Annotated in this window: 12 protein-coding genes; 5 read left to right on the top strand and 7 right to left on the bottom strand. The window is 60.7% G+C overall.

The window, feature by feature from the left end; translation table 11 throughout:
• Positions 1-172 precede the first annotated feature (172 nt).
• From AWB69_RS40330 to AWB69_RS40320, 3 genes are all read left to right on the top strand, one after another.
• Positions 173-1,090: a LysR substrate-binding domain-containing protein gene (locus AWB69_RS40330; protein WP_031361181.1), complete on the top strand. Its 918-nt coding sequence runs from the start codon at positions 173-175 to the stop codon at positions 1,088-1,090.
• Between the two features lie 377 nt (positions 1,091-1,467).
• A complete protein-coding gene (locus AWB69_RS40325) occupies positions 1,468-2,907 on the top strand; it encodes a gamma-aminobutyraldehyde dehydrogenase (RefSeq protein WP_062092359.1) in 1,440 nt (479 codons plus the stop codon).
• A 171-nt stretch (positions 2,908-3,078) separates the two neighbouring features.
• Positions 3,079-4,596 carry an amino acid permease gene (locus AWB69_RS40320; RefSeq protein WP_082913806.1) on the top strand — a complete coding sequence of 506 codons (1,518 nt, stop codon included), beginning with the start codon at positions 3,079-3,081 and terminating at the stop codon, positions 4,594-4,596.
• 121 nt (positions 4,597-4,717) lie between these two features.
• On the opposite strand, the gene AWB69_RS40315 is transcribed toward AWB69_RS40320, so the two are convergent.
• The 5 genes from AWB69_RS40315 to AWB69_RS40295 all read right to left on the bottom strand — a co-directional run bounded on the left by AWB69_RS40315 (position 4,718) and on the right by AWB69_RS40295 (position 10,588).
• Positions 4,718-5,533 carry an alpha/beta fold hydrolase gene (locus AWB69_RS40315; RefSeq protein ID WP_062092358.1) on the bottom strand — a complete coding sequence of 272 codons (816 nt, stop codon included), beginning with the start codon at positions 5,531-5,533 and terminating at the stop codon, positions 4,718-4,720.
• Positions 5,530-6,564, bottom strand: a complete 1,035-nt coding sequence (locus AWB69_RS40310) for a M14 family zinc carboxypeptidase (protein WP_062092357.1) — start codon at positions 6,562-6,564, stop codon at positions 5,530-5,532. The genes AWB69_RS40315 and AWB69_RS40310 overlap by 4 nt, the downstream gene beginning before the upstream one ends.
• 75 nt (positions 6,565-6,639) lie before the next feature.
• Entirely contained in the window at positions 6,640-7,089 is a 450-nt protein-coding gene (locus AWB69_RS40305) for a hypothetical protein (protein ID WP_062092356.1), read from the bottom strand.
• 163 nt (positions 7,090-7,252) lie between these two features.
• Positions 7,253-8,029: a trans-aconitate 2-methyltransferase gene (tam, locus tag AWB69_RS40300; protein WP_062092355.1), complete on the bottom strand. Its 777-nt coding sequence runs from the start codon at positions 8,027-8,029 to the stop codon at positions 7,253-7,255.
• 270 nt (positions 8,030-8,299) lie between these two features.
• Complete coding sequence (locus AWB69_RS40295; RefSeq protein WP_062092354.1) at positions 8,300-10,588, bottom strand: aconitate hydratase; 2,289 nt, start codon at positions 10,586-10,588, stop codon at positions 8,300-8,302.
• A gap of 101 nt (positions 10,589-10,689) precedes the next feature.
• Between AWB69_RS40295 and AWB69_RS40290 the strand changes: the two genes are divergently transcribed.
• The gene (locus tag AWB69_RS40290; protein WP_062092353.1) at positions 10,690-11,586 is read left to right on the top strand and encodes a LysR family transcriptional regulator; all 897 of its coding nucleotides are present in this window, start codon (positions 10,690-10,692) and stop codon (positions 11,584-11,586) included.
• Positions 11,587-11,646: 60 nt separating this feature from the next.
• Here the strand turns inward: AWB69_RS40290 and AWB69_RS40285 are convergent, their stop codons facing one another.
• On the bottom strand, positions 11,647-12,042 hold the full coding sequence (locus AWB69_RS40285; protein WP_062092352.1) for a hypothetical protein: 396 nt from the start codon (positions 12,040-12,042) through the stop codon (positions 11,647-11,649).
• Between the two features lie 23 nt (positions 12,043-12,065).
• The gene (locus AWB69_RS48970) at positions 12,066-12,953 is read right to left on the bottom strand and encodes a hypothetical protein (protein WP_062092351.1); all 888 of its coding nucleotides are present in this window, start codon (positions 12,951-12,953) and stop codon (positions 12,066-12,068) included.
• A gap of 373 nt (positions 12,954-13,326) precedes the next feature.
• On the opposite strand from AWB69_RS48970, the gene AWB69_RS40275 reads away from it, so the two are divergent.
• Positions 13,327-13,578 (top strand): hypothetical protein, encoded by a 252-nt coding sequence (locus tag AWB69_RS40275; protein WP_062092350.1) that lies wholly within the window; start codon positions 13,327-13,329, stop codon positions 13,576-13,578.
• Positions 13,579-13,677: the final 99 nt, after the last annotated feature.

The following is a 13,677-nucleotide window of genomic DNA, read 5'->3' as shown; positions in this document are numbered from 1 at the left end:
GAGGCTATGGCGACGGTTCGACCCGTTCGTTTCAAGCTGTCCAACCAGACGCCTCTCTTGTTCCTGAATCTGCAACCCGCAGAGGCAAGCATCGGGAAACCGTAGTTTTATCGGCTCAGCTATAGTCGCGGCTTGGCTACCCGTCAACCTGTCGACCCGACGCTGGAGTTCCATGAGCCTGTCACTCAGAAGCGTTCGCTATTTCATCGCCGTCGCTGAAGCTGAATCGGTGACGGGCGCGACCCAGTCGCTCAACATCTCGCAATCGGTCATCACCGACGCCATCAAGGGGCTTGAGACCGAAGTCGGCGCGCAGCTCTTCGTACGCCACGCCCGCGGCATGGTCCTCACGCATGCGGGGCACCAGTTCCTGCGTCACGCGCACCAGATCCTCGCTGCGGTGCGCAATGCTCAGCAGGCCATGTCGTCGAGGCCCGACACCATGACCGGACGGTTGAACATTGGCGTCACGACCATGATGACGGGCTATTTTCTGCCGTATCTGCTCGATCACTTCCGCCGCGTATTTCCGAAGGTGGAGGTCAACGTGATCGAGGACCAGCGCGACTACATCGAACATCTGCTGGTGAATGGTGAACTCGACGTGGCCGTGCTGATCGTGTCCAACATAGAGAACACGCAGGCGATTGAAACCGAGTCGCTGATCACCGCCGCCTGGCGTTTATGGCTACCGGCGAACCATGCATTGCGCGGGCTTGGCAGCATTTCCCTGCGTGAAATTGCCGACGAGGCGATGATCATGCTCAAGGTCGATGAGCTCGAGGACAACACCAATACCTACTGGCGAGCGTCCGGGTTCAAGCCGAACGTGGTGATGCGCACGGCATCAGTGGAGGCGGTGCGCAGTCTTGTTGCAACCGGTGCGGGTTTGTCGATTCTGCCCGATGTACTTTACCGCCCGTGGTCGCTCGATGGTGACCGGCTCGAGGTGCGTAACATCATGGAAGAAATGCCGAAGATCGATATTGGCATTGCATGGCGTCGCGGGCTCACGCAGTCGGAGACAGCACAGAACTTTCTTGTCGTCGCGCGCGAACATACGCGTGGACACGCCAAAATTTCCATCTGAATTTCCGATATCACGCCGATCGCGTTCTGTTTTACGGAAACCTGACGGGTATCCGAAGAGGGTAATTCTGTGGGATCCATGTCGGCGTCATAGACCGTAGGCGCGGCTCTCGCGCAGTGGCAGAAGCCGGTATTGGCCCCAAGAACGCTGCAACCTGCTTGTTTCGCTCCAGCCGTTGCAGCAACAGTACGCCGTAAAACAGCGTAAATACGCCTCCCGTTCGGAATTATCGATAGCTCCTATCTGCGATGCTGGCTGGCAGCCAAAAAAATCGGAGCCCTAAAATCGCTGCATGCCTCGGAGCTCCCGCACAGCGTACTTGGGAACGCGGCGCCGAGGGCCTCGCATTCTTCTTCCAACAAGAGAGAGACAGACATATGGAACAGACCCTGCAAACCAGCCTTCTGATCGGTGGCGAATTTGTACCCGGGGCGGGGAATGTGGAGGATGTCCTGAACCCCGCGACGGGCGACGTTATCGCACGGATTGCCGAGGCATCACTCGATCAGGTCCAGGCGGCCGTTGCCGCTGCGAGTCGCGCGTTTCCCGCGTGGGCCAAGACCGTACCGAAGGATCGCGCGAACCTGCTGCTCAAACTCGCCGATGCCATCGAGGCGCGGGCAACCGAATTCGCGCGGCTCGAGTCGCTCAATTGCGGCAAGCCTTACCTCGGTGCGCTCAATGACGAGATCCCGGCGGTGGCGGACGTGTTCCGCTTTTTTGCGGGCGCTTGCCGCACGCAGCATGGGCAGCTTGCCGGCGAATATCTCCCGGGCCATACCAGCATGGTGCGGCGCGATCCGCTGGGCGTGGTGGCATCGATCGCGCCCTGGAACTACCCGTTGATGATGGCTGCGTGGAAGATCGCGCCGGCGGTGGCAGCGGGTAACACGGTTGTCCTCAAGCCGTCCGAGCAGACGCCGCTCACCACGCTCAAGCTTGCTGAACTCATGGCCGCGATCTTCCCGCCCGGGGTGATCAACGTGGTGACCGGGCGCGGCGACACGGTCGGCGCGCCGCTGATTGCGCAGCCGGACGTGCGCATGATTTCGATTACCGGCGATGTATCGACGGGGCAGAAGATTCTCGAAGCGGCGTCGCGCACGGTCAAGCGCACGCATCTGGAACTGGGCGGCAAGGCGCCGGTGATCGTATTCGACGACGCCGATCTGGAGCAGGTCGTCGCAGGACTGCGCACCTTTGGCTACTACAACGCAGGACAGGACTGCACGGCCGCGTGCCGCGTGTATGCGGGACCGAAGATCTACGAGAAGCTGGTGGCCGACCTCTCCAGCGCGGTGAGCACGATCCGCGTAGGTGAGCAGCATATGGACGGCGTGGAGATGGGGCCGCTTATCTCCGAGCGCCAGAGAAGCCGCGTGGCAAGCTTCGTGGAGCGGGCTGCGAGCCAGCGTCATATTGAAGTCACCGCAGGCGGCAAGGCCGGCGCATCGCGCGGATTTTTCTACGAGCCGACCGTGATCGCGGGCGCGCTGCAGACCGACGAGATCGTGCGGCGTGAGGTGTTCGGGCCGGTGGTTTCCGTGACCCGTTTCGACGACACGGCCCAGGCGATTGCGTGGGCCAACGACTCCGACTTCGGGCTCGCGAGTTCCGTGTGGACAGGCGATGTGAGCCGCGCGTTCAAGGTGGCCGCCGAGCTGCACTACGGCTGCACGTGGATCAACACGCATTTCATGCTCGTGAGCGAAATGCCCCATGGTGGCATGAAGCGCTCGGGTTATGGCAAGGACATGTCAGTTTACGCGCTCGAGGACTACACCTGCGCGCGCCACGTGATGGCGAAGTTCGAGTAGCAGACCGACACAAAGGCTCGCGGCGATCCGGGAAAATCACTGCGAGCCGCTTGTGGATGACGTTTTTTTATGCGTTCCAGCCGTCCCCGTTTTTAGTCGGGCTTCCTGTCCCCTAGTTGTCCCTTCGCCGTTCTTCAACCGTTTGAAGTCAAACCGAGCAAGAGGAAAATCATGGAACCAGTCAATCTGACCGACGCACCCGCTGCGCTGGACCACGACGCCCGGCAACTCAAAAGCATGGGTTATACCCAGGAGCTTGCGCGCCGCATGAGCGGCTTCTCGAACTTTGCCATATCGTTCTCGATCATCTGCATCCTGGCAGGAGGCATCACTGCGTTCCCGCAGGCATTGAGCGCGGCAGGCGGTGCGTCGATCGGTATCGGCTGGCCGGTCGGTGCGCTCTTTGCGCTGGTCGTGGCGGCTTCAATGGCGCAGATCGCGTCGTCGTATCCGACTGCCGGCGGCCTGTATCACTGGAGTTCGATTCTTGGCAACAAGGGCTGGGGTTGGGCGACTGCATGGTTCAACCTGCTCGGGTTGATCTTCGTGGTGGCGTCGGTGAATTTCGGCGTCTACGATCCGTTCTTCAAGACGCTGATCGCGCCGTTGTTCGGCATCAATCCCGACTCGCTTACGTTCTGGCACCAGACCGCGTTCATAGCGGCGGTGACGCTGACTCAGGCGTGGCTCAACCATAGCGGTATCCGGATCACGACGATCCTGACCGACCTCTCGGGCTACCTGATCTTCCTGATTGCCGTGCTGCTGACGTTGGCACTGCTCGGGTTTTCGAAGACGCCGTTCGACTTCGGGCGGCTTATCGACTTCAGCAACTTTACTGGTTTCGACGGCGGCGCGTGGCCGAAGCAAGGCATGCTGGCGGCGTTTCTGTCGGGCCTTTTGCTGACCATCTATACCATCACCGGGTTCGACGCGTCCGCCCACACCTCGGAGGAAACGCAGGATGCCGCGCGCAACGTACCGAAGGGCATGCTGCGCTCCGTACTCTGGTCGGCGTTGTTCGGCTACATCATGGTCTGCGCATTCCTGCTCGTGATGCCGGACCTCAAGGAAGGCGTGAAGCAGGGCGGCGGGTTCTTCAATGCGCTGCTCAGTACTTTGCCGGCATGGTTGCGGGTATCGCTTGGTATCGGGATCTTCTTGTCGAACTATTTGTGCGGTCTGGCTTGCCTCACGTCATGTTCGCGAATGATGTATGCGTTCGCGCGCGACGGCGGACTGCCGGCGTCGAACTGGCTCAAGAAGGTCAACAATACTCATCGCACGCCGGGTGCCGCAATCTGGATATCGGCAATTCTTGCGATTGCAGCGACGTTGTATGGCGATGCGTTCGCCGTGCTCTCGACGGGCAGCGCGGTGTTCTTGTACGTCTCTTATGTGATGCCGGTAGCAGTCGGGTTGAGCGCTGAAGGCAAGACATGGGTGCGCAAGGGGCCATTCAACCTGGGCATGTGGTCGAAGCCCATTGCGATGCTGGCGGTGCTCGGCGGGGCGGTGCTTGTTTATGTCGGGATTCAGCCGCCGAACGAGAAGGTGCTCTATATCAGCTTGCTGCTCATCGCGATCATGGCCGTGTTCTGGTATGGATTTGGCGTGAGGACGCGGTTTGCAGGGCCGCCGGAGGTCAAGGGTGAGATGAAGTCGGAAGCGGACGTGATCAATACTTGATAGGCATACTTATTAAATGGTACGAACGATTGTGAGAGATCGTTCGTACCGGACCGGTTGACGGCGCGGGCATGGGAAGACGTTAATCCATGCACACCTGAGGGTACCTTGCCGGGTTCGACTAGAGGACCGTGCGTCCACCGGACACAACCGGCGCTTCCTCCGCGTGTCCTTGCAGGGTGCGCAACCAGTCGGCAATCGCCTTGCTGGCCCAGACCGGATCGTCGTGAGGCAGATCATGGCCAGCCCACGCATGCACCGCATGGGCGGTTCCCCAACGCGCCGCTATGCGCGTGGAGCAGACCGGATTGACCAGCCGGTCCGCCTTCGATGAAAGCAGCAGCGTAGGGCAAGCGGGCGCGTGACTGCCGGCGCGAAAGCGCGCCGCCGCCCACAGTTGACGCAGACCATTCGCCGCACTCACCGGGGCGCTCTTCCTGATGGCCGCCCACGCCGCGATGTCGGCGGCCTGGGTGTCCAGCCGGTTGCACGTCAGGTCGTGGATGATGGTTTCGCACTTCACAGGATCGGCCCATGAAGCGGCAGCACGCATAAGCGCGGGCCAAACCTGGGGCCGAAGGCGCTCGCTCATGGCGCTGAACGGCCGCATGCTGGTGTTGATGAGCACCAGCCTCTCGATCTCTTCCGGATAGCGTTGTGCCCAGCCGGTCGCGACCATGCCGCCCAGCGACATCGCAACCAGCCGATACGGCGGCAACAGCCCAGCCTCGGCCGCACGCGAGCGGACGAACTTCACCATGTCGGCCACATCGAGCGGAGCGCTCAGCGCGTTCTCACGACCGTTCCCGGGCAGATCGATGAGCGCAATGCTGTCTGCATCGCCGTTGAGATCCGCCTCAACACGCAATTGCTCTGGAAACGATCCCCAGTGGCGACCCTCGCGCGTGAGTCCGCGCAACAAGATCCACGTGCTCATCGTGAGGATTTTCGCTGCCAGTGTTCCATGGCGCGCTCGAGGATCTGTTTTCTCACGTCGCCCTTGGGAAGCCATCTATTCGATGCAAAAGCCGCGCGGGTCAGGAAGTCCAGGAAGTTGGCGTGACGGCGTAAAACCCGTTCAACCCGGTGCGCCTTGATCGGGTTGAACATGCCGAGGCGGGAAAAGATCTGGCTGGGGTTTTTCCTGATCCAGCGCCACGAGCCCAGTTCCAGCGTCATTGGCAGGAACACGTTGGGCGCGGGCGTCTGGTCGTACGCGCAGTCCCACAGGTCGCCGTGAAGCAGGTATTGATGGCTTTGCGGTTCGAACGCGTAACCGTGATGCGGATACGCCTGCTCGAACATGGTCTTGAGCTGGTACATCTCGGGGAGATGGGGCATTTGCTGCCTGGTTCGCGCGTAAGGGAACCAGATGCTGTCGCCCCAGCCGTAACCTGAATGACAGTCGAGTGCAAGGCTTAGCGGGCGTGTCATCAGCTCCTGCTTCACCACATCGAGCAAGGCGGCGCTTTCGAGTTCCAGGGAACCCTGGGCCGGACCGCGATACCACGGCAACCATGCACCAATACGCTGGCCGCCGGCAAGGAAGGGGACGCGTCCTTCAGCGCTTTGGGGGGCATTGCGCATCAGGTCGACGCCGTTCGGATTCGAGCGGGTTTGCGCCCACATACCGCCAGGATTCACGATGGGCATGAAAACGAGCCGTACCGAGCGCAATTGTTCGTGCAGCAGTTCGTCCCATTCGAGACGCCGTAGCAGCGCGCGCATGTAGTCGAGGATCAGTTGCGTACCGATGCGCTCCAGGCCGTGCACGCCGCCAAAAAAGCCAATGGCGGGCGCTTTGGGATCGTTCGAGCCGATCGCCGCGGTAAGGATTGGGAAGGAATGGGTGCCGGCGCGTACTTCGCCCACAGTGCGCGATTCGAAGCGCGCGCCGCCGGCCGCCAGGATGGCATTGAGGTCATCGAACTCTGCAAAGCTTGCAGAGGTTATGTTTAATGGTCTCATGCCCACGGCCTGTTTCTCGATGTGTCCCGGGGAGGCCGGAAACAAAACTGGCCGCCTCAGGACGCTTGGGTATGCTCAGGACTTGCCTGGCCTTCCTGTTTTAACTGTCTCGACAGCGGCGACCGCCGCAGTGAGTTGCTCAATGTTAGCGCGCTCAAGTATGAGCAAACCAGCCCGCAAGAGCTCGCCTTTTTTGACGTGCACGCCGTTGGCGAGGCATTTTTGCTTCAACAGGCCGATTTTCTCGTAATCGGACTTGGGCATCGTAAAGCTGTCACGAACGACCTTCTCTTTTTTCGGCCGTTTGACTTTCTCTTCAGCACCGGCGGACTTGGCGGGCGCGGCTTTGGCCTTTGATTTGGCGGACGCTTGCGTTGCCTTGTCCTGAGGTTCCTTTGCCGCCTCGACCGCTGGTTTGGCGGTTGCCTTGCGTTTGCTTACTGCCGGCTCGGCGGCAGCCGTTTCAGCGGTCTTGGGGAAATGAAAAGCCTTCTTGCTAGGGGCCTTCGTAGCGGGTCCGGGCATGGAGTCTCCAGTTAGGTAAAAGTATAAACAGTATATACTCTTTTTGAGATGGCTCGCGCGAGGGTTTTCGAGGAGTGATTCCATACCCGGTTTGCATGGTTTTCCTGGTCTGCACCGGCGGAACCCCCTGGTTTACCGGTGCGCAGAACCGCCAGTTCCAGCGTCAGCCCTGGCGGACGGCGATCACGAACAATCGTGGAAACGGCAGCAGCACCGTCCCGTCCGGTAACGCCGGATAAGCCCGCGCGACCTCTGTCTTGTAACGCTCCAGAAACGCCAGCCGCTCATCTTCAGTAAGCGGTTCCAGAAACGGCCGCAGGCCGCTTCCCTTGAACCACTCCACGACTGCTTGCGCACCACCTGCCAGCGCGTGATGGTAAGTAGTCCGCCAGACATCGGGTTGGGCGCCGCAGGAACGAAGCAGTTCGAAATACCATGCCGGACTGGCCATGGGCGTCCGGGCTTTCGTGACCTCGGAGAGCTTGCCGGCCCACGGGCCATCGGCAGCAACCTCACGCATCAGCCGATGCGCCGGCTCCTCGAGATTATCCGGCATCTGAACCGCGAGGCTGCCGCCGGGCGAGAGCTTTGCAACGAGCGCGGGAAACAGGCTGGCGTGATCGGGCAGCCACTGGAACACCGCGTTCGCGAGGATCACATCGAACGGGCCGGGGGCATTCCATGCCTTGATATCGGCGATCTCGAAGTGAACTTGCGGCAGCCGTTTGCGGGCAGCTTCGATCATGTCCGGTGAACGGTCGAATCCGCTTGCCGCAGCGTGAGGAAAACGCGCCATCAGCGCTTCGGTCGAATTGCCGGGACCACATCCTATGTCGACGACCGTGCGCGCGTCGATATCCGGGACGGCAGCGAGCAGATCGCGAATGGGGCGGTTACGCTCGTTTTCAAAGGTTACATACTGCTTGGCAGACCAGCTCATTGTGTAATTCCTCAATAGATGAATGACGGCGCAATGCGGCTTTGACGGCTTTCATACGCCGGTAACCGCAGGCGTGAATGTTCAAGCTTCTACGCGATTCGACTAAGGTACAGCATGCGTGCAACCGGTCGCAGGTTCTGACCCGGCGAACATGCGGGGCCAGCTAAAAAACATCGGCGACAAGCATAAGGATTGCGAGCCGTCGACGTCCTGTCGGGCGGGTCATGCTCCACGCGCGGCGACTTACAATCGGAAAGCCAGCACTCCGTACTATGCTGCCGACTTATGCAGCACGTTCAATGCGGATCCTGCGCGGAACCACTGCAACTGAGCGTCGCTGTACGAGTGCTTGAGCCACACGGTTTCGCTGCGGCCACTCGCGTGCTTGATGCTGCACTCGACCGGTTCTTCCGGTGCCAGGCGGTCAAGCCCACGCAGGTCGATCCGGTCGTCGGCCAGGATCCGGTCGTAGTCGTCCGGATCGACGAATGTCAGCGCAAGCAGACCTTGCTTCTTCAGGTTCGACTCATGAATGCGCGCGAAGCTGCGGGCAATCACCGCCGCGCCGCCCAGAAGCCGTGGTGACAACGCAGCATGCTCGCGGCTGCTGCCTTCCCCGTAGTTCGAATCGCCGATGATCACCCAGGCTTGCCCTGCCGCCCGGTATTGACGGGCCGCTTGCGCCGGCGTGAGACCGCCTTCGTCCGTCAGCACGTTCGTTGTCTTGCCGATCTCGCCCGTATAAGCGTTGGTCGCGCCGTTGAGCAGGTTGTCGCTGAATTTATCCAGATGCCCGCGAAAGCGCAGCCACGGTCCGGCCGGCGAAATGTGGTCGGTCGTGGTCTTGCCGCGGGTTTTCAGCACGACCGGCATGCCGGTGAAGTCATGCCCATCCCATGCTGCCCACGGCTGCATCAACTGGATGCGCTCGCTGGCCGGGCTGACGCTCAGCGTGATATCGCGGCCGTCCGCGGGCGGTGCGACATAGGTCGTGCGACCGGGCGCGAAGCGGGTCGGCGGCACTTCGGGCGCGGGCTTCGGCGCCGTGAGCATGAAGGGCTTGCCGTCCGCGCCGGTGAGCGAGTCCGTGGCCGGATTGAACGACAGCCGGCCAGCCAGCGCCAGCGCCGTCACTATTTCCGGACTGGCGATCAGGTTCATGGTCGCGGGCGAGCCGTCGTTGCGGCGCGGAAAGTTACGGTTGTATGACGTGACGATGGCATTCGGCGCAGCCGTCGCATGCGGGTCGCGATGCCACTGGCCGATACAAGGACCACAAGCGTTTGCGAGCACGGTGCCGCCGAGCGCTTCGAGTTCATCGAGCTGACCGTCGCGTGCGATCGTCGCGCGGACCTGTTCCGAACCCGGCGTGACGAGGAACGGGACGACGGCTTTCAGCCCATGCGCGCGAGCTTGTGCGGCGACATCGGCTGCGCGGCTCATGTCCTCGTAAGACGAGTTCGTGCAACTGCCGATCAGCGCGGCGGAGATCGCTTCCGGAATGGTGTTGTCCGCGCCTTTGAGTTCTGCCGCGAGTTGCGAGAGCGGTCGTGCACGGTCGGGCGAATGCGGGCCGACAATATGCGGCTCCAGTGCGGACAGGTCGATGCGGATCACGCGGTCGTAGTAGCGCTCCGGGTCGGCTTCCACGGCGGCGTCTGGTTCGAACAACGCAGACGTGTATTGCCGGATCAACGGCGCGAGGTCGCCGCGGGCGGTGGCGTCCAGGTACGTGAGCATGTGCTCATCGGCGGGGAACATGGAGGTTGTCGCACCGAGTTCCGCGCCCATGTTGGTGATGGTCGCCTTGCCGGTTGCGCTGATGGTGCGCGCGCCAGGGCCGATGTATTCAACAATCGCGTTGGTCGCACCGGACACGGTGAGCTGGCCCGCCACGTTGAGGATCACGTCCTTGGGTGCGGTCCAGCCGTTCAAGGCGCCGGTCAGGTACACCGCAATATGCTTCGGATAGAGCACTTCCCACGGCAAGCCGGCGATGGTCTCGACCGCATCGGCGCCGCCGACGCCCACCGCGCACGCACCCAGTCCGCCGGCGTTCGGCGTGTGCGAATCGGTGCCTATGATCAACGCGCCCGGGAATGCATAGTTTTCCAGAACAACCTGGTGGATGATGCCGGCGCCGGGCTCCCAGAAGCCCGCGCCATATTTGGCTGCGGCGCTGCGCAGGAAGTCGTAGACCTCGCTGTTTTCCAGCACTGACACCCGCAGGTCCGACGCGCCGTCAACGCGTGCCTGGATCAGGTGATCGCAGTGGATGCTGGTCGGGACGGCCACGCGTTCGCGCAGCGTTTGCATGAACTGCAGCATGCCGGTCTGCCCGAGCACGTCCTGGAACACGACACGGTCGGGGCGTAGTTTGAGGTAGCTGCTGCCGGGAATGAGTTCCTGATCGGCCGGGTTGTCGAGGTGGCCGAGCAGCACTTTGTCGGCGAGCGTGAGGGGTTTGTCGACCCGGCGGCGCACGATCTCGAGTTTGCGGGCCATCTCGGGATAGAGGCGGGCAGCCATTGCAAGGGGGGATTCGTCAAGAGCGGACATGGTGGTTTCCTCTGCGGGAAGGGGTGTGGGGTGCCGCCAGTTTGCGCATCGCCGATGTCTGCGTAAAATGAATTTATTATTCCGATTGGTTCATTTTTCTTATGAAAATCGACATCCTCGGCGTTCAGGCATTTGTTGCCATCGCCGATAAAGGCAGTTTTCAGAATGCTGCCGACTCATTGCATGTCACGCAGACGGCGATCACGCAGCGCTTGCGCAAGCTTGAAGATTTTCTTGGCGTGACGCTGGTCGAGCGCACCACGCGTTCTATCGCGCTCAGTCTGATCGGCCGGGATTTCCTGCCGCAAGCGCGGCGTCTGCTGGAGGAATTGGGGGACGCGCTGCTCGAGATACGCGAGACGGGCAAGGCCGAGCGTGGCGATGTATCCATTGCATGTGTGCCCACGGTCGGGGTTCAGTATTTGCCGCGCATCATGCAGGAGTATTCGGCGCGGTATCCGAACAACCGGATCAAGATTCTGGACCACGCGTCGTCGGCGGTGGCCGATGCAGTGCTGCGCCGCGAAGCGGAGTTCGGTATCAACATTGCGGGTGCGCATCATCCCGAACTCATGACCATGCCGCTGCTTGAAGACCAGTATGTGCTGATCTGCCACGAGGATCATCCGCTTGCCAGGCGCAGGCGAGTGGCGTGGAAGCAATTGCAGCCGTACCCGCTGATATTCGCGGGACAGGTCAGCGGTAATCGTGCGTTGCTTGATACGGCCCTGGGCACGAATGGGTTGGGATTGCAGTCGTTCTACGAGGTGCAGCGGAGTTCGACTGCGGTCGGGCTGGTGGCCGAGCGCATTGCCGCGGCGGTGGTGCCGCGGCTTGCTGTGCAGAAAGGTGCGTATCCGAATATCCGCACGATTGAACTGGTGGACCCGGTGGTGTCGCGGGCGCTGGTGCTGGTGGTTCGCAAGACCGCTCGGCTGTCGCCGGCCGCGCAAGCGCTTTACGACATGATTAAGGCGCGGGCGGTGGCGCAACGCTAGCGGCGCGGCATAAGCCCCGCCGTGCCCGCAATGTGTAGCAGCGACTACTATGACGCCGCTTTACTCGACGTGTTCAATCGCCTTGCAGACCACAACCAACTCCGCCCCGATAGACGGCTCTAAAACAAGGAGAGTGATTTGTCGATGCCGTATGCTGGTTCTAAAGTATGCGGCTCTTGAGTCAGTCATCGCATGTTCGTGGCCGTCACGACTACACGCCCAATTGATGTGATTGCGAATTTCGTCCGGGTGAAACTCCTGTTCGGAGGAAATTAACAAACGTGACGTGACGTTCTGCAAACCCATTTCGCCAAGCTTGAAATGCGTTACTCCATCGCACCGGACGACCGCAAGATCGCCGTTCACAAGCTGAAAAGTCAGCAGCAGATGTTGCCTGCCCCGCGCGTAGTACAGCCCAACTAGTTCAGCGTCGTGATAGTTCTTCTTTTGGTCCATTTTCTTGACTCCTGTTGCTACTATTACCAGGGCAAAAGCGAAAAGCTTCGCCCGCCTTCCCGGTCGAATGCACCGTCCACGCCAACCGGCCCATAGTTGTGCGCGTGCGGAATTCCTTGACCGTGCTCGTGATCGAAGTCGAAATCGACAACGGGCGCACCGGTATCCCCATATAGCCGCATTTGTCGGCTACCGGGGTTTGTGTACCACGTTCCCGGCTCACCGTAATTCGGCGTTTTTGCAATGTCAAAACTATCGCCAAAGCTGGGCATGTCGCCAAGCTCAAACGGCGCGGCATCGCCTAGCGGGGTTGCTGCATTGTCCGCAAGCTCGGTAAAGCCGGACGCGGCTTTTTGCATCGCTTCGCGTCGCACCTTTTCGCTACGCGCGACCATGCGCACAAGCGACAGGAGATACGGCATTTCAGACGGCTTTACGGTTTCGAACGACGGGGTATTCAACGACCGCTCACGCTCGATCCTCGCGTCGATAGCATCGTTGTATTCAAGCAGCGATGCGCGATTTGCCGCCCCCCGCGCGTAATAGTCAAATGGCGGAGCGTCTCGCCGCACTGCTCGCGCTGGTGGGTCCAACGTAAAGCCGCCGTTCTCGAAAATGTCAGTGGTCGCGCCGTTTTCTTCCGAAACAATCACCGCGCCATCACGCACGTAAGCGAGCAACGTTTGAAGAGTTTCACGTGCGGGTTTTCGGTTTTTCGAGTACCACGAAAAACCCTTCTGCAAGAACGATTCGACGCGCGCCACAAGCGCCACGTTCGATTCCCAAACATACATATCGGCGTGCATCAACATAGCCCGCCCGGCTTGTATTTTCTCGGAGTCATCGGTGAAGCTTCGCCCCTTGCACAGCACGTACCGATAGCCGTTGTAGCGTGTTAATTCCGTTGTCATCCGGTGGTGTCTCCTTTGATCGCAACAGCCCACGCTAACGCACTTTTCCAGGCACCCGTCTCAATAAAGGGACGGTCGCACGGACGATGTCGTTCAAGGGGTTTGCGTCAGGGGCTTTGCAACAGCGCGCGGATTGCATCGACGCGTCAGAAGGCAGACCGAGGGGAAAAGCGAATAGCCGCGTTGCATGCAACCGCAGGATCGGGCGATACGCTCATCGGTGACGATGCCAGCGCGCAAGCCGGCACATTCGCCGCGCGCTAGAACGCTTGACGCCGAATCAGCAAGCTTTGCTCACGGTGAGTTACGCACTGAGCCGTTTATCGTGTGAGTGTCGTACCGCGTGTTTCGCGGGCAACTTTGATAATCCCGAATGGGCGCGAGCCACCGAACACCTGGTGATCCATACCGCGCCGCTATTCGCTGGGCAGGTGGCAAACACGCGGTTGCCGCGGTGCTGATCGCTAATGCGCTAACGCGCAACGTCGAGACGCAATTGAGCTTGTCGCAGCGGTGCGGGGTGTATCGGCAGACGATCGCCATGCATGCGGCAATCATCGACGCGGCGCTTGTGGGCACACGTTGCAAGGTAGGAGAATGGCTCACTCATGCAGACCACTATTGAGGTTTACTAAATCCATGACAATCGATTCTCTGCTGGCGCGTTATACGGTCATCACGCTGAAGGGAGACTCGATGGATGGCCAGGATGGATGACGCTACG

The organism is Caballeronia udeis, from assembly GCF_001544555.2.
Classification (GTDB): Bacteria; Pseudomonadota; Gammaproteobacteria; order Burkholderiales; family Burkholderiaceae; genus Caballeronia; species Caballeronia udeis.
The sequence above is the reverse complement of the archived record's forward strand: the minus strand, read 5'-3'. Positions and strand labels throughout refer to the sequence as shown.

Coding starts and splice junctions, on each gene's coding strand:
- AWB69_RS40290 (WP_062092353.1), top strand. CDS start 10,690: ATGAAAATCGACATCCTCGGCGTTCAGGCATTTGTTGCCATCGCCGAT.
- AWB69_RS40325 (WP_062092359.1), top strand. CDS start 1,468: ATGGAACAGACCCTGCAAACCAGCCTTCTGATCGGTGGCGAATTTGTA.
- tam (WP_062092355.1), bottom strand. CDS start 8,029: ATGAGCTGGTCTGCCAAGCAGTATGTAACCTTTGAAAACGAGCGTAAC.
- AWB69_RS40310 (WP_062092357.1), bottom strand. CDS start 6,564: ATGAGACCATTAAACATAACCTCTGCAAGCTTTGCAGAGTTCGATGAC.
- AWB69_RS40285 (WP_062092352.1), bottom strand. CDS start 12,042: ATGGACCAAAAGAAGAACTATCACGACGCTGAACTAGTTGGGCTGTAC.
- AWB69_RS48970 (WP_062092351.1), bottom strand. CDS start 12,953: ATGACAACGGAATTAACACGCTACAACGGCTATCGGTACGTGCTGTGC.
- AWB69_RS40330 (WP_031361181.1), top strand. CDS start 173: ATGAGCCTGTCACTCAGAAGCGTTCGCTATTTCATCGCCGTCGCTGAA.
- AWB69_RS40295 (WP_062092354.1), bottom strand. CDS start 10,588: ATGTCCGCTCTTGACGAATCCCCCCTTGCAATGGCTGCCCGCCTCTAT.
- AWB69_RS40315 (WP_062092358.1), bottom strand. CDS start 5,533: ATGAGCACGTGGATCTTGTTGCGCGGACTCACGCGCGAGGGTCGCCAC.
- AWB69_RS40305 (WP_062092356.1), bottom strand. CDS start 7,089: ATGCCCGGACCCGCTACGAAGGCCCCTAGCAAGAAGGCTTTTCATTTC.
- AWB69_RS40275 (WP_062092350.1), top strand. CDS start 13,327: ATGGGCGCGAGCCACCGAACACCTGGTGATCCATACCGCGCCGCTATT.
- AWB69_RS40320 (WP_082913806.1), top strand. CDS start 3,079: ATGGAACCAGTCAATCTGACCGACGCACCCGCTGCGCTGGACCACGAC.